General features: G+C 62.8%; 23 protein-coding genes. 13 read left to right on the top strand and 10 right to left on the bottom strand.

Annotated features, from left to right (window positions below):
• The first annotated feature begins 3 nt into the window (after nucleotides 1–3).
• From nirB to KBW81_RS05585, 12 genes are all read left to right on the top strand, one after another.
• Complete coding sequence (gene nirB, locus KBW81_RS05530) at nucleotides 4–2448, top strand: nitrite reductase large subunit NirB (protein WP_254248617.1); 2445 nt, start codon at nucleotides 4–6, stop codon at nucleotides 2446–2448.
• Nucleotides 2445–2780: a nitrite reductase small subunit NirD gene (gene nirD / locus KBW81_RS05535; protein WP_090184222.1), complete on the top strand. Its 336-nt coding sequence runs from the start codon at nucleotides 2445–2447 to the stop codon at nucleotides 2778–2780. Before nirB ends, nirD begins: the two co-directional genes overlap by 4 nt.
• Nucleotides 2777–5419 (top strand): nitrate reductase, encoded by a 2643-nt coding sequence (locus tag KBW81_RS05540; RefSeq protein WP_254248618.1) that lies wholly within the window; start codon nucleotides 2777–2779, stop codon nucleotides 5417–5419. The genes nirD and KBW81_RS05540 overlap by 4 nt, the downstream gene beginning before the upstream one ends.
• The gene (locus KBW81_RS05545; protein WP_254248619.1) at nucleotides 5416–6375 is read left to right on the top strand and encodes a glycosyl transferase family protein; all 960 of its coding nucleotides are present in this window, start codon (nucleotides 5416–5418) and stop codon (nucleotides 6373–6375) included. The genes KBW81_RS05540 and KBW81_RS05545 overlap by 4 nt, the downstream gene beginning before the upstream one ends.
• 13 nt (nucleotides 6376–6388) lie before the next feature.
• On the top strand, nucleotides 6389–7801 hold the full coding sequence (gene cysG, locus KBW81_RS05550) for a siroheme synthase CysG (RefSeq protein WP_254248620.1): 1413 nt from the start codon (nucleotides 6389–6391) through the stop codon (nucleotides 7799–7801).
• 150 nt (nucleotides 7802–7951) lie between these two features.
• Nucleotides 7952–8695 carry an SDR family oxidoreductase gene (locus KBW81_RS05555; protein ID WP_254248621.1) on the top strand — a complete coding sequence of 248 codons (744 nt, stop codon included), beginning with the start codon at nucleotides 7952–7954 and terminating at the stop codon, nucleotides 8693–8695.
• A 213-nt stretch (nucleotides 8696–8908) separates the two neighbouring features.
• Nucleotides 8909–9856, top strand: a complete 948-nt coding sequence (gene dusA, locus KBW81_RS05560; RefSeq protein WP_245754101.1) for a tRNA dihydrouridine(20/20a) synthase DusA — start codon at nucleotides 8909–8911, stop codon at nucleotides 9854–9856.
• Between the two features lie 13 nt (nucleotides 9857–9869).
• Nucleotides 9870–10688 carry a sulfite exporter TauE/SafE family protein gene (locus KBW81_RS05565; RefSeq protein ID WP_254248622.1) on the top strand — a complete coding sequence of 273 codons (819 nt, stop codon included), beginning with the start codon at nucleotides 9870–9872 and terminating at the stop codon, nucleotides 10686–10688.
• A gap of 147 nt (nucleotides 10689–10835) precedes the next feature.
• Nucleotides 10836–11048, top strand: coding sequence for a twin-arginine translocase TatA/TatE family subunit (locus KBW81_RS05570; protein ID WP_090184203.1), 213 nt, complete (start codon nucleotides 10836–10838; stop codon nucleotides 11046–11048).
• Between the two features lie 21 nt (nucleotides 11049–11069).
• Entirely contained in the window at nucleotides 11070–11633 is a 564-nt protein-coding gene (gene tatB, locus KBW81_RS05575; RefSeq protein ID WP_090184200.1) for a Sec-independent protein translocase protein TatB, read from the top strand.
• Complete coding sequence (gene tatC, locus KBW81_RS05580) at nucleotides 11630–12517, top strand: twin-arginine translocase subunit TatC (protein ID WP_254248623.1); 888 nt, start codon at nucleotides 11630–11632, stop codon at nucleotides 12515–12517. Before tatB ends, tatC begins: the two co-directional genes overlap by 4 nt.
• Entirely contained in the window at nucleotides 12514–13353 is an 840-nt protein-coding gene (locus KBW81_RS05585) for an ATP-binding protein (protein ID WP_254248624.1), read from the top strand. The genes tatC and KBW81_RS05585 overlap by 4 nt, the downstream gene beginning before the upstream one ends.
• A 103-nt stretch (nucleotides 13354–13456) precedes the next feature.
• Here the strand turns inward: KBW81_RS05585 and KBW81_RS05590 are convergent, their stop codons facing one another.
• The 6 genes from KBW81_RS05590 to purF form a co-directional block, all read right to left on the bottom strand.
• Nucleotides 13457–14677, bottom strand: coding sequence for a peptidoglycan DD-metalloendopeptidase family protein (locus tag KBW81_RS05590; RefSeq protein ID WP_254248625.1), 1221 nt, complete (start codon nucleotides 14675–14677; stop codon nucleotides 13457–13459).
• Between the two features lie 73 nt (nucleotides 14678–14750).
• Nucleotides 14751–15368, bottom strand: coding sequence for a protein-L-isoaspartate(D-aspartate) O-methyltransferase (locus KBW81_RS05595; protein WP_090184596.1), 618 nt, complete (start codon nucleotides 15366–15368; stop codon nucleotides 14751–14753).
• 17 nt (nucleotides 15369–15385) lie between these two features.
• The gene (gene surE / locus KBW81_RS05600; protein WP_254248626.1) at nucleotides 15386–16180 is read right to left on the bottom strand and encodes a 5'/3'-nucleotidase SurE; all 795 of its coding nucleotides are present in this window, start codon (nucleotides 16178–16180) and stop codon (nucleotides 15386–15388) included.
• A gap of 107 nt (nucleotides 16181–16287) precedes the next feature.
• On the bottom strand, nucleotides 16288–16932 hold the full coding sequence (locus KBW81_RS05605; RefSeq protein ID WP_090184184.1) for an SDR family NAD(P)-dependent oxidoreductase: 645 nt from the start codon (nucleotides 16930–16932) through the stop codon (nucleotides 16288–16290).
• A 42-nt stretch (nucleotides 16933–16974) separates the two neighbouring features.
• Nucleotides 16975–17232 (bottom strand): hypothetical protein, encoded by a 258-nt coding sequence (locus tag KBW81_RS05610; RefSeq protein ID WP_139222565.1) that lies wholly within the window; start codon nucleotides 17230–17232, stop codon nucleotides 16975–16977.
• A 168-nt stretch (nucleotides 17233–17400) separates the two neighbouring features.
• A complete protein-coding gene (gene purF, locus KBW81_RS05615) occupies nucleotides 17401–18882 on the bottom strand; it encodes an amidophosphoribosyltransferase (RefSeq protein WP_254249008.1) in 1482 nt (493 codons plus the stop codon).
• A 287-nt stretch (nucleotides 18883–19169) separates the two neighbouring features.
• On the opposite strand from purF, the gene KBW81_RS05620 reads away from it, so the two are divergent.
• Nucleotides 19170–20291 carry an AI-2E family transporter gene (locus KBW81_RS05620; RefSeq protein WP_090184179.1) on the top strand — a complete coding sequence of 374 codons (1122 nt, stop codon included), beginning with the start codon at nucleotides 19170–19172 and terminating at the stop codon, nucleotides 20289–20291.
• 18 nt (nucleotides 20292–20309) lie between these two features.
• Here KBW81_RS05620 and KBW81_RS05625 read toward each other — a convergent pair whose 3' ends face one another.
• The 4 genes from KBW81_RS05625 to KBW81_RS05640 are packed head-to-tail and all read right to left on the bottom strand — an operon-like array spanning nucleotide 20310 to nucleotide 23576.
• Complete coding sequence (locus KBW81_RS05625; protein ID WP_090184177.1) at nucleotides 20310–20873, bottom strand: CvpA family protein; 564 nt, start codon at nucleotides 20871–20873, stop codon at nucleotides 20310–20312.
• 17 nt (nucleotides 20874–20890) lie between these two features.
• On the bottom strand, nucleotides 20891–22261 hold the full coding sequence (gene radA, locus KBW81_RS05630) for a DNA repair protein RadA (RefSeq protein WP_090184174.1): 1371 nt from the start codon (nucleotides 22259–22261) through the stop codon (nucleotides 20891–20893).
• A gap of 50 nt (nucleotides 22262–22311) precedes the next feature.
• The gene (locus KBW81_RS05635; RefSeq protein WP_254248627.1) at nucleotides 22312–22764 is read right to left on the bottom strand and encodes a paraquat-inducible protein A; all 453 of its coding nucleotides are present in this window, start codon (nucleotides 22762–22764) and stop codon (nucleotides 22312–22314) included.
• On the bottom strand, nucleotides 22761–23576 hold the full coding sequence (locus KBW81_RS05640; RefSeq protein WP_254248628.1) for a DNA repair protein: 816 nt from the start codon (nucleotides 23574–23576) through the stop codon (nucleotides 22761–22763). The genes KBW81_RS05635 and KBW81_RS05640 overlap by 4 nt, the downstream gene beginning before the upstream one ends.
• Between the last annotated feature and the right edge of the window lie 20 nt (nucleotides 23577–23596).

The following is a 23596-nucleotide window of genomic DNA, read 5'->3' on the forward strand; positions in this document are numbered from 1 at the left end:
GCCATGACAAAGAACCTTGTCGTTATCGGGGCCGGAATGGCCTCTGGCCGGATGCTAGAGCATCTGTTCGACACGCAGCCCGGCGCGTGGAACGTGACGCTTTTCAACGCAGAGCCGCGCGGGAACTATAACCGCCTGATGCTGTCCCCCGTGCTGTCCGGGGATAAGACCTACGCCGAAATTGTCACTCATGACACGGACTGGTACGAGGGCCACGGCGTCACCTGCCGCTTTGGCGAAAAGGTCCTGCGCATCGACCGCGCGGCCCGCATCGTCCACGGCGAAAATGGGCCGGTCCCCTATGACCGCCTTGTCATCGCCACCGGCTCTAACCCCTTTATGATCCCGCTGCCCGGCCACGATCTGCCCGGCGTCATTCCCTACCGCGATCTGGAAGACACCGAACGCATGATGGGCCTGGGTGCCAAGCCCGGCGCGAAAGCCATCGTGATCGGCGGCGGCCTTTTGGGGCTAGAGGCCGCGGCAGGCATGGCCGCCCGCGGCGTCTATGTCACCGTGATCCACGTCATGGGCCACCTGATGGAACGCCAGTTGGACGAGGCGGCAGGCTATCTGCTGAAAAAAGCGCTAGAGGCAAAGGGCATCACCGTCCTGACCTCTGCCAACTCCAAAGAGATCATGGGCACGGACGGCCACGTCAGCGGACTGCTGCTGGACGACGGCACCGAACTGCCCTGTGATCTGCTTGTGATGGCTGTCGGCATCCGCCCCAATGTGGCCTTGGCCAAAGAGGCAGGGCTGGCTGTTGGTCGCGGTATCCATGTCGACGACGCGATGATCACATCAGACGAACACATCTTAGCGCTGGGCGAATGCGTTGAACATCAAGGGGCCATCTTCGGCCTTGTTGCGCCGCTGTATGACCAAGCCAAGGTTGCCGCCGACACGCTGGGCGATACCCCCGCAATTTTCACCCCCAAAGAGGTGGCGACAAAGCTGAAAGTCACCGGCTGCGATCTGTTCAGCGCCGGGGACTTTGCCGAAGGGGACGGGCGCGACGACATCGTCTTTCGCGACCCCGCGCGGGGCATCTACAAACGCCTTGTGCTAGAAGGCGAAAGGCTGATCGGCGCGGTCATGTATGGCGACACCGCTGACGGCGCGTGGTTCCACGGGCTGATCAAGGACAAGACCGACGTATCGGACATGCGCGATACCCTCATCTTTGGCCCAGCTTTCCAAGGGGGTGCCCAATCGGACCCGTTGGCGGCCGTTGCAGCCTTACCGGCTGATGCAGAAATCTGCGGCTGCAACGGCGTATGCAAATCTACAATTCAGGACGCGATCAAAGGCGGCGCAACATCGCTGACCGACGTGCGCGCCCAGACCAAAGCAAGCGCATCCTGCGGCACTTGTACCGGGCTTGTCGAACAGGTCATGGCCCTGACGCTTGGCGACGCGTTCGAAGTGCAGACCGTCAAGCCGATGTGCCCTTGCACGCCGCTGACACACATGGACGTGCGCCGCCTGATCAAATCACGCGGCCTGAAATCCATGGCGGCCGTGATGCAGGAATGCGGCTGGGAAACCTCTTGCGGCTGCGCGTCCTGCCGGCCTGCGCTGAATTACTATCTGCTGTGCGACTGGCCGGGCGAATATCAGGACGACGACCAAAGCCGCTTTGTGAACGAACGGATGCATTCGAACATCCAAAAGGACGGCACCTATTCCGTTGTCCCGCGCATGTGGGGCGGCATCACCTCTGCGGCTGAACTGCGGGCGATTGCGGATGCGGCTGACAAATACAACGTGCAAACCGTCAAGGTCACCGGCGGCCAGCGCATCGACCTGCTGGGCGTCAAGAAACAAGACTTGCCCGACATCTGGGCCGATCTGAACGCCGCGGGCATGGTGTCCGGCCAAGCCTACGCCAAAGGTTTGCGCACGGTGAAAACCTGCGTTGGCACCGACCATTGCCGCTTTGGTACCCAAGACAGCACCGGACTTGGTATCCGCATGGAAAAGGCGCTTTGGGGGTCTTGGACGCCGGCCAAGGTGAAAATGGCCGTCTCTGGCTGTCCACGTAACTGTTCGGAATCCACCTGCAAGGACGTTGGCGTGATCTGCGTCGACTCTGGCTATGTGCTGCACATCGGCGGCGCGGCGGGTCTGCATATTCAGGGCACTGTCGTGATGTGCACCGTTAAGACAGAGGACGAAGTGCTGGAATACACCGCTGCCGTCCTGCAGCTGTACCGCGAAGAGGCCGCCTATCTGGAACGCATGTACAAATGGCTGGATAACGTTGGCCTTGACCACATCGTCGCACGGGTCGTCACGGACGCCGATAGCCGCAAGGCGCTGGCGGACCGCTTCTATTATGCCCAGCAGTTCATGCAGCAGGACCCTTGGGCTGAACGCACAAAGCCCGCATTCCGCAATCTTTGGCAGCCCCTTGCCGACCTGACACTGGAGGCCGCAGAATGACCAACTGGACCGATATTGGCGCGCTCGAAGACATCCCCGAACGCGGCGCGCGCGTGGTGAAAACCCACATCGGCTGCGTCGCCGTGTTCCGCACCATCGACAACGAGGTGTTCGCCATTGACGACGCCTGCCCACACAAGGGCGGCCCCCTGTCAGAGGGTATCGTGCACGGCAGGTCCGTCACCTGTCCGCTGCACAACATGGTGCTGCGGCTAGACACTGGATTGGCGCAAGGCGCAGACACCGGCGCGGTGAATACCTATCCTATCCGCGTCGAGGGCGGGCGCATCCTGCTCGATACCGCCAAACTGCGCCGCGCGCAGGTGGCATGATGGACACCCGCCCGCAGCAACCCGGCGAAATCCGCACCACCTGCGCCTATTGCGGCGTTGGCTGCGGTGTGCTGGCGCAGCCGGACGGGGCGGGCGGAGTCGCGGTGCGCGGCGATCCCGCACATCCGGCAAACCTTGGGCGGCTGTGTTCCAAAGGCTTCGCGCTGGGCGAAACACTCTCGCTGGACGACCGCCTGCTGACGCCCCGCGTGCTGGATGTGGACACCGATTGGGACACGGCGCTTGGCCTTGTCGCGGACCGTTTCAGCCAAACCATCGCCGACCACGGCCCTGATTCTGTTGCCTTCTATGTCTCTGGCCAACTGCTGACCGAGGATTACTATGTCGCCAACAAGTTGATGAAAGGTTTCATCGGCTCGGCCAATATCGACACAAACTCCCGCCTCTGCATGGCCTCTACCGTGGCGGGGCAAAAACGCGCCTTTGGCACCGACACCGTCCCGGGCACCTACGAGGACCTTGAGCTTGCCGACCTTGTCGTGTTGGTCGGCAGCAATCTGGCGTGGTGTCATCCGGTTATTTATCAACGCCTTGCCGCCGCCAAGGCCGCAAACCCCGCGATGCGCGTGGTCGTCATCGACCCGCGCCGCACCGCAACCTGCGATCTGGCAGATATGCATCTGGCGCTGGAACCGGGCAGCGATGTCGCCTTGTTCAATCGCCTGCTTGCCGCGATTTACGAGGGCGGCGCCGTCGATGCCGCCTACCTGCGCCACGTTGATGGTTTTGACGAAACCCTGCGCGCCGCGCAGGCGCAGGACGGCCGCGTCACTGGCCTGACACCCGCGCAGATCACCGCCTTTTGTGACCTGTGGACCCGCACGGAAAAGGTCGTCACTGTCTTCTCCCAAGGGGTGAACCAGTCGTCATCCGGCACGGACAAGGTCAACGCGATCATCAACTGCCACCTTGCCACGGGCCGCATCGGCAAGCCCGGCATGGGCCCGTTTTCCGTCACCGGCCAGCCCAACGCCATGGGCGGGCGCGAAGTGGGCGGGCTTGCCAACGCGCTGGCCTGCCATCTGGACCTAGAGGACGCGGTTCACCGCGACCTTGTGCGTAATTTCTGGGACGCCCCCGCCATGCCCGAAGGCGCGGGGCTCAAGGCCGTCGATCTGTTCGAACAGGTCCGCACTGGCCAGATCAAGGCACTGTGGATCGTCTGCACCAACCCCGCCGTGTCGATGCCCGACGCCGATATGGTCCGCGATGCGATCAAAGGCTGCGATTTTACCGTTGTCAGCGATGTGACCGCAAACACCGATACCGCGCGGCTGGCCCATGTGCTGCTACCCGCGACGGGGTGGGGCGAAAAGGACGGCACGGTCACAAACTCTGACCGCACCATCAGCCGCCAACGCGCCCTGATGCCCGCCGCAGGGCAGGCCCGCGCCGATTGGGATATCATGTCGGACGTGGGCCGCCGCATGGGCTGGACCGAAGCCTTTGCCTACACTAGCCCCGCGCAAATCTTTGACGAATACGCCGCGCTGTCCGGGCTTGCGGCTGCGATGGGGCGGGACTTTGACATCTCTGGCCTGACCGGGCTGGGGCAGGGCGGTTATGACACGCTGATGCCGACGCGTTGGCCTGTCACTATGCGCGGCCAGACGGTGCGGTTCTTTGCAGACGGCCAGTTCTATACCCCGAGCGGCCACGCTCGCATGATCCCGGTTACCGCCCGCCCGCCGGTCGCCAAAACGGCGCCGCGCTTTCCGTTCCGGCTGAACACCGGACGCATCCGCGATCAGTGGCACACCATGACCCGCACCGCGAAATCGCCGCGTCTGAACCAGCACTTGGGCGAGCCGTTCTTGGAAATCCACCCGCATGATGCTGCCGCCTTGGGCATCGCGCCTGCAGGCCTGATCACCGTTACCAGCCCGCAAGGCCGCTGCATCCTGCGTGCGCTGATCACCGACCGGGTGCAGCCGGGCCAAGTCTTTGCCCCGATGCATTGGACTGGGGAAACCGCGCCGACGGGCCGCGTTGATGCGCTGGTTGCCAGCGTCGTTGACCCGCTGTCAGGCCAGCCCGAAAGCAAGGCCGCAGTGGTCGCACTTGCGCCCTATAACGCCGCTTGGTTCGGCTATGCGGTCAGCACAGGTGACATGAGCCCCGCCAGCGCCTATTGGGCTCGCAGCCGCGTCGCAAACGGCTGGCGCGCCGAACTGGCCGCCGATACCGCGCCCGAGGATTGGGAGGTCGAGGCCCGCCGCCTGTTCGCCTTGCCAGACGCCCCCTGCCAGACCTTTCGCGATCCAGCGACAGGCACCGTGCGCATGGCCTTCACCGACGAAGGCCGCTTGCTGGCCGCGCTTTTCGTGTCGCGCACGCCCGTTGCAGTCTCGCGCGATCACCTAGCCGCGCAACTGGGGCAGGTGGCGCACTCACCGCTGTCAGGCCGTCCCAGCGCCGATATGCCGGACCCCGGCGCCGTGGTCTGCGCCTGCCTGAATGTCGGTGTAAATACGATCCGGGGCGTGATCGACACAGGCCAAGCCGCAACGGTGACGCAGGTGGGCGCCTGCACCGGGGCGGGCACGAACTGCGGCTCTTGCAGACCCGAGATTGCCGTGCTTCTTGCGCAGGCAACCCGGTTGGAGGCCGCTGAATGACACTCGCCCCATATGTCGCAATCCTTGGCCGCGGGCAGGGCCGCGCCCGGTCCCTGACGCAAGACGAAGCCTTTGCCGCGATGCAGATCATCCTGCGCGGGGACGCCGAACCAGAGGCGTTGGGCGCACTGCTGATGCTGCTGCGCATGAAAGGCGAGGTCGCGGCCGAAATCGCAGGTTTCACCGCTGCCGCCCGCGCATCCCTGCCCACATGGCAGGGCAGCGCGCCCGCCGTTGACTGGCCGTCCTATGCCGCAGGGCGCACGCGCGGGCAGCCTTGGTTTCTAGCCGCGGCGCGGCTGGTGGCGCAGGCGGGCTATCCGGTTTTGCTACACGGCTGGAATTCGCACCAAGCCACTGGCGCCTCGGTGCGCGCGGCCCTTGGCGATGTCGGTATCGCGCAGGTGGATTGGACGGACGCTTCTGCCGCGCTTGCCCGCGATGGCATCGCCTATGTCCCGCTGGAACAGATGCAGCCGCGCCTGATGGACCTGCTGCGCCTGCGCGACGTCTTCGGCCTGCGGTCCTGCATCAATACCGTGCTGCGCATGCTCAACCCCGCCGGCGCGCCTGTCGCCCTGCAAGGCGTGTTTCATCCGTCATACCGAGAGTTGCAGCGCGACGCTGCGCTATTGCTCAGCCAGCCCACCCTGCGCGTCCTCAAAGGGGGCGGAGGAGAGTTTGAGCATCACCCCGCCAAGGACATCACCCTGCACGGTCTGACGCAGGGCGCAATCTGGGAAGGCACCACTGGCGCGCCGCTGACCGGCCACCAGCGCCTGTCTGAAACCACCAGCACCCTTTCGCAGGTCTGGCACGGCGAGCAGACCGACGATTTCGCCGCTGCCATCATCACCAGCACCGCCGCGCTGGCGCTGTCCGCCGTCGGTGCCGCCAAGCCAGAGGCGTTGGCCCAAGACCTGTGGCAGTCCCGCCACCGCAGCGCCGCCGCCTGAAAGGGATAAGACAATGCACAGCTTTCCGATGTTCATCCGCACCACGAACCGCCGCATCGTCATCGCTGGCAGCGGCGAGCAGGCCGCACAAAAGGCGCGGCTGATGCTGAAAACGGACGGACAACTCGTGCTGCTGGCGCAGGACTTGGACCCAGAACTGGCTGATCTGGTCGCCACGGGCCGCGCCCTGCATGATCCATCCCCCATTACCCCCGCCAGCTTTGCGGATGCGGCGATGGTCTTTATCGGCACGGGCTGCCCCGGCATGGACGCTGCCCTGCATATGCTGGCCAAGGCGGGCGGCGCGCAGGTCAATGTCGTGGACCAGCCCAGCCTGTGCGATATCACCACCCCATCGCTGGTAGACCGCGATCCCGTCGTCGTCGCCATCGGCACCGAAGGCACCGCCCCCGTACTGGCCCGCCAGATCAAGACGCAGGTGGAGCAGATGCTTGACCCGCGCCTTGGCAGCTTTGCTGCGCTGGCGGGGCGGCTGCGGGGCGCGGTGGCCGCGCAGATTCCGCGCAGCGATCGGCGGGCGTTCTGGCGCTGGGCCTTTGGCGATACGCCGTGGCAGATGCACAAAACCGGCCAAGAACGCGCCGCCGCTGACCTGCTGAAACAGACGATCCACACCCGCGCACTGCCCGCCAGCACCGGCCATATCGCCCTTGTCGGCGCAGGCCCCGGCGCGCGCGATCTACTGACCCTGCGCGCGGTCGAACGCCTGCAAGAGGCGGATGTGATCTTTTACGACCGCCTTGTCGATCCAGAGGTCCTAGAGCTCGCCCGCCGCGACGCCGAACGCGTGTTCGTTGGCAAGGTCGTCGGCGCGCATGCTTGGCCCCAAGACCGCATCAGCGCCCTGATCGTGGCCGAGGCCGCAAAGGGCCGCCGTGTCGTGCGCCTGAAATCCGGCGATCCCAATATCTTTGGCCGCGCGGCCGAGGAATTGGACGCCGCACGCGCCCAAAACATCCCGGTCGAAATCGTCCCCGGCGTCACCGCCGCCAGCGCCGCCGCTGCCTTCCTTGGCCAATCCCTGACCCAGCGCGGGCAAACCGATACGCTGGTGCTGACGACGGGGCAGCATTGCGACGATCAGGCACCGGAAAACTGGGCCGCCCACGCGGTGCCCGGCACGACATTGGTGTTCTATATGGGCGTCGGGGCCGCACCCCGGATCAGCGCATCGCTGCACCAGCACGGGCTAAACCCGGGCAGCGCTGTGACCATCGCGGCTGACGTCAGCAAGGCGACGCAGCAGATCGTGCAGACGACGCTGGCCGATCTGCCTGCAGCTTTGCAACGCGCGGCGATCACCGGCAACGCCTTGGTCATGCTGCGTATTCCGCTGGACGCCGCACCGGCAATGAACGCCGCAATCCCCTTTGACACTGCGCACAAAGTCGCGGTGCAATCCTAAGGCGACACGCGCCGCGGAAATGATCCCGCGCCGTGTTGCGTTATCGTTTTAGAAAATGTTCACTCCGCCCCGAACAGGGGCCGCGACGGATTGCCGCGACGCTTGGGTTCGACGCAGCACGAAATGCTGTTCCAAGGAGGAGTGGACGACATGACGACAGGCAGATTAGCCGGAAAAACGGCGCTGATTACCGCAGCCGGGCAGGGGATCGGGCGATCCACGGCAGAACTTTTCGCGCAGGAGGGCGCGAATGTAATTGCCACGGATGTGAACGAGGCCGCGCTGGCAGAGCTGGCGCAAATAGACGGGATTACGGCAGTAAAGCTTGACGTGACCGACGGCGAGGCCGTGAAAAAGGTCGTGCAGGACGCGGGCCCGCTGGACGTGCTGTTCAACTGCGCCGGGGTGGTGGCGCATGGCACGATTTTGGAGTGTTCGGAAAAGGACTGGAACTTTAGCTTTGATCTGAACGTCACCGCGATGTTCCGCATGATGCAGCACGCGCTGCCGGCTATGCTGGAAAACGGCGGCGGCTCGATCATCAACATGTCCTCGGTCGCGTCGTCGATGAAGGGCGTGCCGAACCGCTTTGCCTATTGCGCGTCCAAGGCCGCCGTGATCGGCATGACGAAATCCGTGGCCGCTGACTACATCCAGCAAGGCATCCGCTGCAACGCGATCTGCCCCGGCACCGTGGACAGCCCGTCCATGCACCAGCGCCTGCGCGACACCGGCGACTACGAGGCAGCCCTTGCCGCCTTTATCGGCCGCCAGCCTATGGGCCGCATCGGTAAGCCCGAGGAAGTCGCAGCCCTCGCGCTGTACCTTGCTAGCGACGACAGCGCATTTACCACGGGTCAGGCGCATGCCGTCGACGGCGGCTGGTCGCTGTAATCTGCGACCTGACCCCGCGGCCTAACCCCGTAACTGGCGACCGATTTGCGGGCGCGGCGCGGGCCTGCTAAAGCAGCATCCAGCGCGCCCTGCAGCGGTGCGCGCCGGATGCTGCATGCAGGACAGGAGTATTGCGCGATGCAATATGAACCAACGCCCCAAGCCCTCACGACCAGCCGGGTGACGCAGGCCGCTCGCCTGTCCGTGGCCCCGATGATGGATTGGACGGATCGTCACTGCCGGCACTTTCATCGGCTGATGTCGCGTCATGCGCTGCTTTATACCGAAATGGTCACCGCCGCTGCCGTCGTGCACGGCGATACCGCGCGTTTGCTGGCTTACGGGCAGGACGAGCATCCCGTCGCCTTGCAGCTTGGCGGCTCTGACCCTGCGCTGCTGGCGCAGGCGACAAAAATCGCAGCTGATATGGGCTATGACGAGGTGAACTTGAACTGCGGCTGCCCCTCTGACCGGGTGCAATCGGGGCGTTTTGGCGCGGTGCTGATGACCGAACCTGATCTGGTGGCCGATTGCGTCTCTGCCATGATGGCCGTCACAAAACTGCCGATCACCGTGAAATGCCGCATCGGCGTCGATGACCAAGACCCCGCGCAAGTGCTGCCCGATTTTCTAACCCGCGTCAGCGCCGCCGGCGTTGACCGCTTTACCATTCACGCCCGCAAGGCGTGGCTACAGGGGCTTAGCCCCAAGGAAAACCGCGATATTCCCCCGCTGGACTATGACCTTGTCCACGCGATGAAGGCCCAGTTTCCCGCCCTGCACCTATCGATCAACGGCGGCATTGCTGACCTTGACCTGACGGGGGAGCTACTGGACGCAGGCCTTGACGGCGTCATGATTGGCCGCGCCGCCTATCATGACCCAGCCGCGATCCTGCTGGACGCTGACGCGCGGATTTTCAATGATGGCACCCCCGGCGATGCCATCCAGATCGTCCACGCCATGCTGCCCTATATCGCCGATCACGTCGCCGCTGGCGGTAAGCTGGGGCAGGTGACGCGGCACATGCTCGGCCTGTTCCAAGGCCGCCCGGGTGCGCGACTTTGGCGCCGACACCTATCAGAGCACGCGCATAAAGATGGCGCGGGTGTGGACGTGGTGCTAGATGCGCTAAGACACGTCACGACGCTTGCTGCCTAAGGAGGGGCACACCTTGGAAAATACCACTTTGCTGATCGAAATGGGCCTGCTGTTGCTGGCCATCGGGGCCTTTGCTGGCGTGCTTGCGGGCCTTCTAGGGGTTGGCGGCGGTATTGTACTGGTGCCTGCGTTTTTCTACGCTTTCAGCGCCTTAGGCTTCGACAGCCCGCAGCTGATGCAGATGTGCCTTGCCACATCTCTTGCGACAATCATCGTGACCAGCCTGCGTTCACTTCATGCCCATAACAAAAAGGGCGCGGTCGATTGGGCGATCTTGAAAACATGGGCCATTGGCATCGTGATCGGCGCTGTGCTGGGCGTGCTTTTGGTATCCACCCTGCGCACCTTGACGCTGCAGCTGATCTTTGGCGGTCTGGCAATCATCGTCGGCCTTTACATGACCTTTGGCCGCCATCACTGGCGGCTGGGGCAGGCGATGCCAACAGGTATCGCACGCGCGGCCTTGTCACCGCTTCTGGGCTTCTTGTCGGTACTGATGGGCATCGGCGGCGGCAGCTTTGGCGTCCCAGTCATGAGCCTTTATAACACCCCGATTCACCGCGCCGTGGCCACCGCCGCAGGCTTTGGTGTGCTGATCGCTGTGCCGTCGGTGCTGGTGCTGCTGTTCAAGCCCATCGCCGTCGCGCCGCCCTTTACCATCGGGTCGGTCAACTTTGTCGCCTTTGGCCTTGTCGTCGCGATGACATTGATCACCGCGCCATGGGGTGCCGCGCTGGCGCATAAGACCGATGCCGTGCGCCTAAAGCGCGTATTTGGCGTGTTTTTGGTGCTGGTTGCCCTGAACATGCTGCGCAAAGCGATCGGCGCATAAGCGACGCGACGCGAAAAGGCGCAAGGCAAAGTCACCGCACGCCTTTTTGACAGATTGCCACTTTTAAATAGGGCGCCGGACGCGTATGTCTGATGGGCCTCAACCGCCCGGCGTCGCAGGCCCCGGGTTCCGCCAAGGAGAGATTACATGCTCAACAATATCGGCCTTCCCGGCCTTCTGCTGATCGCCGTCGTCGTGCTTGTCCTGTTCGGACGGGGCAAGATTTCGTCCCTGATGGGCGAAGTCGGCAAAGGCATCACCGCATTCAAGCGCGGCGTCGATGATAGCAAAAAAGAACTGGACGACAGCTTTGCCGATGCGCGGGATGTCACGCCAGAGTCGAAAAAAGACAACGTCTAAACCCGCCTAGAGGTAACGCGTATGTTCGGCTTAGGCTGGAGCGAAATGATCCTTTTGGGGGTCGTGGCCTTGATCGTGATCGGGCCCAAAGATCTGCCGAACATGTTCCGAGAGCTCGGCCGCATGAGCGGCAAAGCCCGGGCCATGGCGTCTGAATTCCAGCGCGCCATGGAATCCGCTGCGGATGACAGCGGGGTCAAGGACATTAGCAAGTCGATCCAAGCCGCTGCAAACCCGGCGAAATTTGGTGTCGACAAGCTGAAATCTGCGGCAAGTTCGACATTCAAGCCCGGCACCGAGACAGCTAAACTGTCAGAGGAGCGTCAGGCGGCGAAAGACAAAATCTCTGCGGCCACCGCTCGCGCCGCACAGGACCGCCGTGACCGCGAAATGGCCGCCGCCGACGCTGCCGAAATGTCGGACGAGCCGGACATGGCCATGCCCGCCCCGGTGATCGAACCCGCGCCAGCGCCCAAGCCTAAAGCAAAGCCAAAAGCTGCGCCCAAGGCCAAGGCCGCTGCATCAACAACGTCTGATAAGCCCGCGAAACCGCGTGCAAAAAAGACCCCAGCAGGTGAAGCATGAGCGCTGCAGACGACCTAGATGACAGCGCAGCACCGCTGCTGGAACACCTCACGGAACTGCGCTCGCGCCTGATCAAATCGCTGCTGGCCTTTATCTTGGGCATGGTGATTTGTTTCACGGTCTGGAACCCGATCTTTGACTTCCTGACCCTGCCTCTGTGCTCTGCCCTCGACGCCGAAGGGCAGGACTGCGGGCTGATCTTCATCGCGCTAGAAGAAGGCTTCTTCGTCGCGATCCAGATCTCGCTACTGGGCGGGCTGTGCCTGTCGTTCCCCTTCATCAGCTACCAGATGTGGCGCTTCATCGCGCCGGGTCTGTACAAGTCGGAAAAGGGCGCGTTTCTGCCGTTCCTGCTGGCCTCGCCCTTTATGTTCTTTCTTGGCGCGGCCTTCGCCTATTACGTCATCACGCCGCTGGCCTTTAACTTCTTCCTCGGCTTTCAGCAGGGCAACGTGCTGCCCGACGGACCAGAGGTGTCGACGCAGGCTGCTGGATTGTTGTTCCAAGGCTCGGCCAAGGCCTACCTCAATCTCACCATCAAGTTCATCGTCGCCTTTGGCCTTTGTTTTCAGCTCCCTGTGCTGCTGACATTGATGGGCAAGGCCGGTCTGGTCAGCGCCGCTGGCCTGCGCAACACCCGTAAATATGCTGTCATCGGCATCTTGCTGATGGCCGCGCTGGCGACCCCGCCGGACGTGGTCAGCCAAGTCATTCTGTTTACCGTGATCTACGGTCTTTACGAAATCTCCATCCAACTCGTCGCCCGGTTAGAGCGGATCCGCCTGGCCGAATTGCGCGCCAACGGCACCGTTGCCGAAGACGAGGACATGTATGGCAATCCACTGAACCCAGTGGACGACGACGACACGGAGCCTAAGCCATGACCGACCCGCTGGAACGGATCGCAGCCGCCCTCGAACGGCTGCGGCCCGGCCCAGCGACGGCCCCTGATTTTAGCGCCGCAGGGGCCTTCGTCTGGCATGCGGACCCTGACGGGCTGACGCCAATCACCCGCGTCAGCCGCGTTGACGTGGGCCTTCTGGTGGGAATCGACAGGTCCCGCGATACACTGCTTGAAAATACCGAACGCTTTGCGCGCGGCTTGCCTGCCAATAACGCCCTTCTGTGGGGTGCGCGCGGCATGGGAAAATCTAGCCTTGTCAAAGCGATCCATGGCAAACTTCATGTAATGCATGAAAACCTAAAGATCATCGAAATCCAGCGCGAAGACCTGCCCAGCATCGGCCGCCTGCTACACCTGCTACGCGGCACCGACCAGCGGTTCATACTGTTCTGCGACGACCTCAGCTTTAGCCATGACGATAGCCATTACAAATCGCTCAAGGCCGTGCTGGATGGCGGGATTGAAGGGCGCCCGGACAACGTGGTGCTTTATGCCACGTCGAACCGCCGCCACCTGATGCCGCGCGATATGATCGAAAATGAACGCTCGACGGCCATCAGCCCTGCTGAAGCGGTCGAGGAAAAGGTCAGCCTGTCAGACCGTTTCGGCCTCTGGCTTGGCTTCCATCCGTGCGATCAGGACCAATATTTGGCCATGATCCGGGGCTACTGCGACGCGCATGGCATCGACATCGACGACGCGACCCTGCGGGCCGAAGCGATCGAATGGCAAGCCACACGCGGCAGCCGCTCTGGCCGCGTGGCATGGCAGTATTTTACGGATCTAGCGGGCCGCCGGGGCGTCACGCTGGGCTAACGCCCGCCGCTCCCCCCTTCTTTGCCAGCACCTTTGCACGTCCACGGCAACCCAATATGCCCGGGCATTCATCTTGCCAGAAATACTCCCGCCGGAGGCGCGCCTACAAGAAGTCGTTCGGATCGACGGACTCAAGTCCGCGCCGCACTTCGAAGTGCACAAAGCTCGGATCGCCGCTTTTGACCTTACCCAAAGTGCCGCCGCGCGTGACGGAATCGCCTTTGGACACGCTCAGGCCTTCTAGGTTGGTATAGACCGTCAACAGATTGCCAGCGTGCTTCACCACGACGATCGCCGTGCCGCTGGTGTCGGTGGTCACGGCGGCGACAGTGCCTGCGTCAGCGGCCTTCACGGTGGTGCCGGCGCTGGCGGCGATATCGATGCCTTCGTTCTTACCGGGCGCATAGTCGCGAATGACGCTGCCCGTCACGGGGCGGACGAATTGTGCGTTGCTGCTGGATGCGGGCGCAGGCGCTGGTGCTGGCGCGGGCGGGGCGACCGGGGCAGGGGCGATCACGGTTGCTGTGCGCGGCGGGGCCTCTTCCAGAACAGGCGCTGGCGGTGCTTCGACTGGTGCGCTGGCGGCGATGGGTGCCTCAAGCGGCAGTGGCACTGCGGCAGAGGGGGGCACGGGCGATCCGCTGCCGGTGCCCGGCGCGACCAGTGGGCCGCCGGTGACGTCAGCGGGTTGGCTGTTTTGCGGGATCAGAAGATATTGGCCGTCGCGGACCTCTAGGTCGCCAGACAGGCCGTTCCAGCTGGTCAGGGTGCCAACGGGCACGTTGTACAGGCGGCTGATCGAAAACGCCGTCTCTCCTGGTTGGACCTTGTGGCGGATCGGTTCGGTCCCGCTGGTCGGCAGGGGCGCAAGGCCGCCTGTGACGACGGGGGACGCGCGGTCCAGCGCGGTGGTTGCGATGCCGCTGATGTCGATAGGGCCGGTCGTGGCTGCACCCGTCGCAGGGGACGGTTCGGTCACGCGGCCGGGCAGGGCGACGACTTCGCCTTCGCGCAGGGTCGCATCGGCGCTGACACCGTTATAGCTGGCAAGGGTCGCACTTTGCAGATCTAGCCGGGACGCGATGCTGGCGATGGTGTCACCGCGCCGGGCCACTACGACCTGATAACCGGGATAGGAAATCACGCCGCGATTGTCGGGCTGGGGCCGGCTGGGCAGGTCGGCGACGGCAGGCGAGGTGTCAAAACCGCCGGCCCGGTCGCGAAAATCCAGATCCGGCAGCGCGGTGTCGCAGGCGGTCAAAATGGCCAGCGCAGAGGTTGCAAAGGCAATGCGGCGCAATCCGAAAGTGGAAGTGTATGTCATGGCTGCAGTGTCCTGTCGTAACTTGCCCGCGCGTTGGGGCCATTTGCCCCTTATCTGAGGCGTTTCAAAGGTTCTAGTCCTGACCCAACCCTTCGATCAAGGGGACAAACCGGACTGGGCGCAATTCCTCGTAGTCAAAGCCTTTTTCAAGGCGTGTGACGCGGATCAGGCTTTGAACGGTATCGGATTGGCCGACGGGCAGCACCATGATGCCGCCCACGCGGAGCTGTGCAAGTAGCGGGCTGGGCGGGTCTTCGGCCGCGGCGGTCAGCAGGATGCGGTCAAAGGGGGCCTGTTCGGCCAGACCATAGCTGCCGTCGGCGGTCATGGCGGTGATATTGGCGATGCCAAGAGCGTCGAAAACGGACTGGGCCTCTGTCACCAAACGCTTGAAGCGGTCGATGGAATAGACGCGGCGTGCCAGCTGGCTTAGGATCGCGGCCTGATAGCCGGACCCGGTGCCGATTTCCAAAACCTTATGGCGCGGCTGCACATCCAGCGCCTGCGTCATCAGACCAACCACAGAGGGCTGGCTGATGGTTTGGCCGCAGGGGATGGGCAGCGGCATATCTTCATACGCGCGTTCGGCAAACAGGCCGCGCACAAACGCGGCGCGGTCGATTTTTTCCATGGCGTGCAGGACACGCGAGTCGGTGACGCCCTTGCTGCGCAAGGCAAAAAGAAACTGCATTTTGGTCTGTGCGTCCGTCACCCGAGCTTGCCATAAAACTGCGCGGTCAGCCTGTCAAACGCATCATGTGCCGTCAGATCAGCGCGCAGCGGCGTGACAGAGACGTAGTCGTCCAAGTTTGCTGCCGCATCCGTGCCATCCGCCGTGCGGACCTGTTGATCACCGCCGCGCACCCACAGAAAACGGCGGCCAGAGGGGGACACCTGCGCCTCGACCTTGTGGTGCACGCCGCGGCGCAGGCCTTGGCGGGTGAGGCGCATGCCTTTCACGTCGGCGGCGGGGATGGGGGGGAAGTTGATGTTATAAAACAGCGGGTAGTCTTCGTTGTCCCAAAACGCATCATCCATCAACTGCCGCAGCACGGCGCCGCCAGCTGAGGCGGCTTCGAATGGGTCGTCTAGTTTGACGTTACGGGGGCCATAGAATTGCGACAGGGCGATTGACCGCACGCCTTGCAGCGCGCCTTCCATCGCGGCACCGATGGTGCCGGAATACAGCACGTTTTCGGCAGCGTTATTGCCCCGGTTTACGCCGGACAGGATCAGGTCGGGGGGGCTGTCCTTCATCACGTCATAGATCCCCGCCATCACGCAATCGGCTGGCGTGCCTTCGGCAGCAAAACGGCGCGGGCCGAATTCGGAAATCATCGTGGGATGGGTATAGCTGATGCAGTGGCCGACGCCGGATTGTTCGAACGCGGGGGCGACGGTCCAAACCTCGCCCTGCGGGCCAGCCAAATCGCGGGCCAGCGCGTCAAGCACGACAAGGCCGGGTGCGTTGATGCCGTCGTCGTTGGTAATCAAAATCCGCATGAGGGCCCCGGTTCACTGGTGCTGATAGGGTATGAGAGACGCGCCCCGGTCACAAGGCGTGGCAGGGGCGGGTCAGTCTTTTAGCCATCGTTTGTGGCTTTGGGGAATCAGGCTTTGATCTGATCCAGCAGGCGCGCGGCCTCGGACTCTGGTGTCGCCAGAGCGCTGCGATCTTCGCCTGGGAAAAAGCGGGCGCGCAGGGCGGTGGGCATGGGCGCTGGCGCGATGATCGCGACCTGCGGACCCGTCTGCACCGTTTCCGCAGCCCAAGACCGGACCAGCGCCATTTGCGCGGCTTTGGTCGCGCCATAGGTGCCGTGGAATTTCGTGCCCGCGACCGTATCGTCGCAGAACACGGCCCGGCCATTGGTGCCCAGCAAAGGCGCAACATAGGACATCAGCCGCTGCGTGGCGGTGACGTTCACGTCCATGGATGACGCGAAATCCTTAGGGCCGATGTGGCTAGCAGGGGACAGCGGGGCGGCGTGGATTGCGGTATGCACCCACAGATCAACCTTGCCCCAGCGGTCATGGATGCCGCGGCACAGCTGCTGCATGGCAGCGTCCGTCGTGACGTCCATCGGGGCCAGCGTCGCTTGGCCGCCTTTGGCCTGAATGGCGTCGTCAAGCTCTTCCAGCGCGCCGACGGTGCGGGCGACGGCGACGATGTGATATTCGGGCGCAAGCGCCTTGGCGATCGCGGCCCCAAGGCCACGCGACGCACCAGTGATCAGGGCAATTTTATCAGTCATGTCGGCGTATGTGCCGCAAGGCGCGCGGTCTGTAAAGTGGCGTCAGGCGTCGCCGGGCAGGCCAAGTCGAAAGGTCTGACCCCGGTTGTCGCGCAGGGTGACTGCAGCATCATCGATGGCCAATACCGTCAGCCCGGCGGCCTTGTCGCCTGCCGCGACTTTTTGGATCGCGCCATCGCGCATCCGCAGCAAGGCACTGTCGCCTTGCGGGCCCGTGAACAGGCCAATGACGGCGATGCTATCAAGCTGAAGCTGCGCCTTGCTTTTGGCCATTTGGCCGACGTCGGTCGTAGTAGTCATAACATTGCGTATCCTGCAGTGAAGCGGCAGCGATGCGATGTGCAGCGGCAAATGAAAAGGGCCGCCCGAAGGCAGCCCTTTGTTGTGCGATTGTCCGCCAGCGGCGCAGGTCCGGTTGGCAAGGCTTAGCCGATGCTGCCGCGCCTGACGCAAATGTGTTTGCCGCGTTTACTCGGCCGCAACCTTTGTCTTGAAGCCGCGTTCGATCATATCGGTCGGGGTGATGGGATATTCACCCGTGAAGCACGCATCGCAATACTGCGGCGACTTGGCGTCGCGGCCGCCAGATTGGCCAACCGCGCGGTACAAACCGTCAATCGAGATGAACTTGAGCGAGTCGACGCCCAAATGATCGCGCATCTCATCCTCTGTCATACGGGCGGCCAGCAGCTTTTCACGCTCTGGCGTATCGACGCCATAGAAACACGGCCACTGCGTCGGCGGGGACGCGATGCGGAAGTGCACCTCTGCGGCGCCAGCTTCTAGGATCATTTCCTTGATCTTTTGGCTGGTGGTGCCGCGCACAACGCTGTCGTCCACAAGGATCACGCGCTTGCCGCGGATCAGGGCGCGGTTGACGTTCAGCTTTAGACGCACACCCATGTTGCGGATCTGCTCTGACGGCTCGATAAATGTCCGGCCCATGTACTGGTTGCGGATGATCCCCATCGCATAGGGAATGCCCGATTCCAGCGAAAAGCCGATGGCCGCAGGGGTCCCGCTGTCAGGGACGGGGCAGACCAGATCGGCATCGACGGGCGATTCTTTCGCCAACTCGCGGCCAATCGCTTCGCGGGTTTCATAGACGGACCGGCCGCCAAGGATGCTGTCTGGGCGGCTGAAATACACGTGTTCAAAGATGCAGAACCGCGATTTGGCCCGGCGGAAGGGGAAATGCGACTGCACGCCGGTTTCCGCGCTGATCACGACCATTTCGCCCGGTTCGATTTCGCGGATCAAGTCGGCACCCACGATATCAAGCGCGCAGGTTTCCGACGCCAGCACCCAGCCATCGCCCAGTTTGCCCAGCACCAATGGGCGCACGCCCAGCGGGTCACGGCAGCCGATCAGCTTGGACCGGGTCATGGCGACAACGGAAAACGCGCCTTCGACCTTGCGCAGGGCTTCTTCCATGCGGTCGGGGATGGTGCGGCCCATGGACCGGGCCATCAGGTGGATGATGCACTCGGAATCGGACGAGCTTTGAAAGATCGAGCCGCGCTCGATCAGTTCTTTGCGCAGGGCGACGGCGTTGGTGATGTTGCCGTTGTGGGCAATCGCAGCCCCGCCCATGGAAAATTCGCCAAAGAAGGGTTGCACGTCGCGGATCGCCGTCTGACCCTTGTGTCCGGCGGTGGAATACCGGACGTGGCCGATCCCGACTTCGCCGGGCAGCATGGCCATCATGTCAGCGCTGGTAAAGTTATCGCGGACAAGGCCCATGCGGCGGGCCTGATTAAAGCCGCTCGTCTCGTCGTAGGTGACGATGCCGCCAGCCTCTTGGCCGCGATGTTGCAGCGCGTGCAGGCCAAGCGCGATGAAGTTGCTGGCCTCTGTCACGCCGACGACGCCAAAGACCCCGCATTCTTCGCGCAGCTTGTCGCTGTCCGCATCAATATCAAAGGGATGGCTTGGCAAATCCTTCGCCAAGGTGGTGTCGCGCGGGGAGGTCGCTTCTGGCACGGGGCAGCTCCGAATCCGGGGAAGTTGCGGGGGTCTTAACGCGTAAGCGGGGCCGTGTCACGAGACTGATACACACGTCGGGGTGTGCGGACGCATTTAATTGCCGCAGCGCGGCGATGCGGCGGCGCATTGGGCTGTTTGGCATGATCTGTGGCAGGGACGGAACCTGCGTCGCGATGCCGCGTTAAAGCAGGTATAACAAGTAAATCACCCGGCGCGTTTTGCCGCATTTTAAAACCAACCTCAGGGCATTGATGAAACGCGCAACCCACCTTGAAGCGATCCGTCGCAGCCTAAACGTGATCCTTTTGATCGCGGTGTTTGTGACCTGCTATTTTGCCAAGGATCTGCTGTTGCCGATCCTATTGGGCTTTTTGATCGCCCTGACCCTGTCACCGCTGTCGCGCGGGTTGGCGCGGATCGGCATTCCGCATTGGGCCTCGGCGGTTGTTCTGATTGGCATGATTGCAGTGGCCGTTGGCGCTGTCATTTACTTTGCATCGGGCACGATTGTTGGCTGGATGGATACGGCCGGCACGATGGGGGACGAACTGCAAACCAAGCTCAGCGGCGTCTTCCGGCAGCTTGAACATGTGCGTCAGGCCGGTGAGGATGTGGCGAGCATGGCTGGCACGGACCCCGCAGTGCAAGAGGTTGTCGTCAAGCAGCCGACCTTGATCGACAGCGCAATGGATGTGATCAGCACCATCGGTGCGACCACGGCTGTGGCGCTGGTGCTGGCGGTGTTCCTGCTGTCGTCGGGCAATATGTTTTACATCAAGCTGGTGCAGTCGTTCCAGACTATGAGCGGCAAGAAACGCGCCCTGACCATGGTTTACGACATTGAGCGGCGGGTGTCCCACTATCTGCTGACCATCGCCCTGATTAACGCAGGTCTTGGGATCTGCGTGGGATCGGCGCTGACGCTGCTGGGCATGCCCTATGCCTATATTTGGGGAATCGCGGCGTTCTTGCTGAACTTCTTGCCCTATTTGGGTGCGATCACTGGCGTCTTGATGGTCGGGGCCTTGTCGATCATCACCTTCGACAGCTTTGGTTATGCCCTGCTGATCCCCGCCGCCTATCTGACCCTGACGACGATTGAAGGCAACTTTGTCACCCCCACGCTGCTGGGCCGCAAGCTGGAATTGAACACCGTCGCCGTGTTCCTGACGGTGGTGCTGTGGGGGTGGCTGTGGGGCATCGCCGGCGCGCTGGTCGCCGTGCCGTTCCTTGTGGTGTTCAAGGTTGTCGCCGACAACGTCGAGGGGATGGAGATCGTTAGCAACTTCCTTGGCGCAGCGGATGAAGTCCATCATGCCGAAGAGGTTGAAACACAAACGGCGGACCCCGTTACAGGACCCGCCGCATCGTAAGCTAAAGGGTGTGCCGGATTATTCTGCCGGCGCGCCGCATTCACCAACCAACTGCTGATACTGGGCGGTAACCCAAGACAGCGTGGCTTCTGGGTCGCGCTCTGCGATCTTGCCAGTGATGTTGCTGAACACAACAGCAGAGCGGCTGTTGTCCACCATGGCGACGTTCTGGCTGGACAGCACAGTCTGGTAGACAAAGAACGCAACCGCCACTAGCAGCACGCCCCGGAACACACCGAACAAAAAGCCCGCAGCTTGGTCCAGCCCGTTCAGGGCAGAGCGCTGAACGACGCTGGAAAACAGCGGCGTAAAGATCGACACGACGACCAGCGCCACGGCGAACACGGCGGCAAAGGCCGCGATGATCGACAATTCGCAGCTGTCACCGATAAAGCTGTCCAGCCCCGGGATCTGTTTGACCAGCGGCTGCACCTGCGGCGCAAAAATGAACGCCAGAACCGTGGCACCGATCCAACCTGCGATCGCCATAGCTTCGCGCATCAGACCGCGGCTATATGCCAGCAGCGCTGAAATCACGATAATACCAGCGACAACGGCGTCGATGATTGTGAAACCTTCCAATGGATGTCCCCCCGGGGTCAGCCTTGGCGTGCGCCAAAGACCTGTTCTACGAAACCAGCCAGATCCTGCATTTCACGCAGCTCTAGTCCGGCAGCCCCGGTCCCTTTCGGAAGCCGCGGCATGATCGCCGAGGTAAAACCAAGTTTTTGCGCCTCTTTCAATCTATTTTCCGTCTGAATGACGGGACGGAGCGCACCAGACAGGCTAATTTCCCCAAAAATAACGGCTTCTTTGGGTAAAGCTGCGTCTTCTCGGGCACTGACAAGGGCGGCGGCGACCGCGAGATCGGCGGCAGGTTCGCTGATCCGCAGGCCGCCCGCGACGTTCAGATAGACATCAAGCCCCGTGAACGGCACGCCGCAGCGCGATTCCAACACAGCCATAATCATCGCCAAACGCCCGCCGTCCCAGCCAACAACCGACCGGCGGGGCTGGCTGTGGGGGCTGGGCGCGACCAGCGCCTGAATTTCGCACAAGACGGGGCGCGTACCCTCGATCCCTGCGAAAACGACCGATCCCGGCGCAGGCTCGCCGCGTTCGGACAGGAACAGGGCAGAGGGGTTGCGCACCTCTGCCAGACCCTTGCCTGTCATCTCGAACACGCCAATCTCGTCTGCGGGGCCAAAGCGGTTTTTCACGCTGCGCAGGATGCGGAACTGGTGGCCGCGCTCGCCTTCGAAATACAGCACGGTGTCGACCATATGTTCGACCACGCGGGGGCCCGCGATGGCACCTTCTTTCGTGACGTGGCCGACCATGATGACCGACATCCCGTGGGTTTTGGCAAAGGTCGTCAGCTCGTGCGCGCAGGTGCGGACTTGGCTGACGGACCCGGGGGCCGAATCGACATGGTCCGCCCACATCGTCTGAATCGAATCGATGATCGTCAGATCGGCTTTTTCCGCCTCTAGCGTGGTCAGGATGTCGCGCAGATTGGTGTCAGAGGCGAGCATGACGGGGCTTTTCTCTAAACCCAGCCGCTGTGCGCGCATCTGGACTTGCGCGTTCGATTCCTCGCCAGAGACATAGATGACCTTAAGCCCATTGCGCGCAAAGCGGGCGGCGGCCTGCAGCATAAGGGTCGATTTGCCGATCCCTGGATCGCCGCCGACCAGCAGGGCAGACGCCTTGACCAAGCCGCCGCCCAGCACGCGGTCCAGCTCGTCCACGCCCGCAAGGGTGCGGGGCGGTGCGGCCTCTTGCGTGGCAAGGTCGGTCAGCTTGAGCGTTTTGCCCCGCCGCCCGCCGATGGAGGTTTTCTTGGGACCGGCGGCAAGGCCGGTATCCTCGTGAATGGTGTTCCATGCGCCGCAGGCTTCGCATTTGCCGGACCACTTACTGGTCGACGCGCCGCAGGCGGAACAGGTGAATGCAAGATCTTTGGCCATGTTCACCTTTTGGACCGGAATTGCAGCAGTTGCAACGGGGGCCGCGCGGGTCAGTGCTTGGATATAAAGCGCTGCGTTAGGCCGGACACCATGATGGACGCAAGGATGCATCCGGTGAACAGCCATAGGCCCCATGCGGTTTCGACCCGTCCGATGCCCGCGCCCTTGATGATCACCACGTACAGAGCAATCAAAAACACATCCGCCATCGCCAGTTTGCCAGCCCAGGCCAGCGCAGGCAGCAGGCGCGGGCTAAGTAAATCATGGTGCATCAGCGCCAGCCCGATGGTTTTGAGCATGGGCGCGAATAGGGCTAGCGCGGTCACGAGTAAAGCCAGCAGCGGATCGCTAGGCCACAGGCTTTGCAGGCCAGAGACGACGCTGATGTCGGACAGGCCGAACAGCGGCAGCAGGCCCGCGCGCAACAGCGGCGCGAACCATGACAGCGGGAACAGGATCAGCAGCGCCAGATTAAGGCCGCGCAGCCAGACGGGCACGGTCATTCGGCAGCCGGCTTTTGCGGCAGGGACACGATATTGGTCCCGCCGGCGCTGCGCTGCGCGCGGCGCTCGACCTCTGCCTGAAGCACGGCGGCATCAAGCGATTCGTCATGTTCCAGCGCGTAGCCAAGCAGGGGCAGGGTGCTTTGCAGGCGGTCGTCCAGATAGGTGAGCTGGCTGGCGACGCGGGCTTCCTCAATCTCGACCTGTTCGGACCACGTGCGGATCTGTTCGCAGATGTGCAGGGCTTCCATGATCCGCTCTTGCTGCTCTTCTGCGGCCTGCTGGCGCTGGCGCAGAAACGCTTTGGCGCGGGCGACACGTTCGGCGGAATACACTTCGGCCAGATGACGGCTTTGCACGCTCATTTGCGCAGCGACTTCCATGACGCCGGCCTCAAGCTGCGGCAGGTCAGGGTGGTCGCGCAGATAGGCAAGGCGTTCGCGTACGGCATCAAATTCAGAGCTAAGCGTGAATACCCCCGCGCGGTCGGCGGCGTGGACATCGTGATAGGCGCGCGCGACGTCATCCATACTGATGTGAAAATTGCGGTGGCTGGTTTCTAACTTCATCATGCGCATATGGGTGGGCAGGAAGAACGCCATTGCGCCCAAAATCGCAGTTAGCGCGCCTTGGATCCACGGGCCTGCATTGGGATATGCCACGCCGCCAAGCGTCGCGTCTATTTGCAGCCAGCCGGCGACGCCAAGGGCGCAGAGTACGGTGTAGAAAATGGCGCAAAACGCAAAGAACGACACGGTGAAAAGAGCGAGGCTGTGCATCAGCCGCACAACGTCGCGCAAAGTAGTGGTCATAAGCCGCCGTCCCGTCGCAT

This window comes from Loktanella salsilacus (genome assembly GCF_024206795.1).
Taxonomy (GTDB): Bacteria; Pseudomonadota; Alphaproteobacteria; order Rhodobacterales; family Rhodobacteraceae; genus Loktanella; species Loktanella salsilacus.

Coding starts and splice junctions, on each gene's coding strand:
- nirB (WP_254248617.1), top strand. CDS start 4: ATGACAAAGAACCTTGTCGTTATCGGGGCCGGAATGGCCTCTGGCCGG.
- nirD (WP_090184222.1), top strand. CDS start 2,445: ATGACCAACTGGACCGATATTGGCGCGCTCGAAGACATCCCCGAACGC.
- KBW81_RS05540 (WP_254248618.1), top strand. CDS start 2,777: ATGATGGACACCCGCCCGCAGCAACCCGGCGAAATCCGCACCACCTGC.
- KBW81_RS05545 (WP_254248619.1), top strand. CDS start 5,416: ATGACACTCGCCCCATATGTCGCAATCCTTGGCCGCGGGCAGGGCCGC.
- cysG (WP_254248620.1), top strand. CDS start 6,389: ATGCACAGCTTTCCGATGTTCATCCGCACCACGAACCGCCGCATCGTC.
- KBW81_RS05555 (WP_254248621.1), top strand. CDS start 7,952: ATGACGACAGGCAGATTAGCCGGAAAAACGGCGCTGATTACCGCAGCC.
- dusA (WP_245754101.1), top strand. CDS start 8,909: ATGATGGATTGGACGGATCGTCACTGCCGGCACTTTCATCGGCTGATG.
- KBW81_RS05570 (WP_090184203.1), top strand. CDS start 10,836: ATGCTCAACAATATCGGCCTTCCCGGCCTTCTGCTGATCGCCGTCGTC.
- tatB (WP_090184200.1), top strand. CDS start 11,070: ATGTTCGGCTTAGGCTGGAGCGAAATGATCCTTTTGGGGGTCGTGGCC.
- tatC (WP_254248623.1), top strand. CDS start 11,630: ATGAGCGCTGCAGACGACCTAGATGACAGCGCAGCACCGCTGCTGGAA.
- KBW81_RS05585 (WP_254248624.1), top strand. CDS start 12,514: ATGACCGACCCGCTGGAACGGATCGCAGCCGCCCTCGAACGGCTGCGG.
- KBW81_RS05590 (WP_254248625.1), bottom strand. CDS start 14,677: ATGACATACACTTCCACTTTCGGATTGCGCCGCATTGCCTTTGCAACC.
- KBW81_RS05595 (WP_090184596.1), bottom strand. CDS start 15,368: ATGCAGTTTCTTTTTGCCTTGCGCAGCAAGGGCGTCACCGACTCGCGT.
- surE (WP_254248626.1), bottom strand. CDS start 16,180: ATGCGGATTTTGATTACCAACGACGACGGCATCAACGCACCCGGCCTT.
- KBW81_RS05605 (WP_090184184.1), bottom strand. CDS start 16,932: ATGACTGATAAAATTGCCCTGATCACTGGTGCGTCGCGTGGCCTTGGG.
- KBW81_RS05610 (WP_139222565.1), bottom strand. CDS start 17,232: ATGACTACTACGACCGACGTCGGCCAAATGGCCAAAAGCAAGGCGCAG.
- KBW81_RS05620 (WP_090184179.1), top strand. CDS start 19,170: ATGAAACGCGCAACCCACCTTGAAGCGATCCGTCGCAGCCTAAACGTG.
- radA (WP_090184174.1), bottom strand. CDS start 22,261: ATGGCCAAAGATCTTGCATTCACCTGTTCCGCCTGCGGCGCGTCGACC.
- KBW81_RS05635 (WP_254248627.1), bottom strand. CDS start 22,764: ATGACCGTGCCCGTCTGGCTGCGCGGCCTTAATCTGGCGCTGCTGATC.
- KBW81_RS05640 (WP_254248628.1), bottom strand. CDS start 23,576: ATGACCACTACTTTGCGCGACGTTGTGCGGCTGATGCACAGCCTCGCT.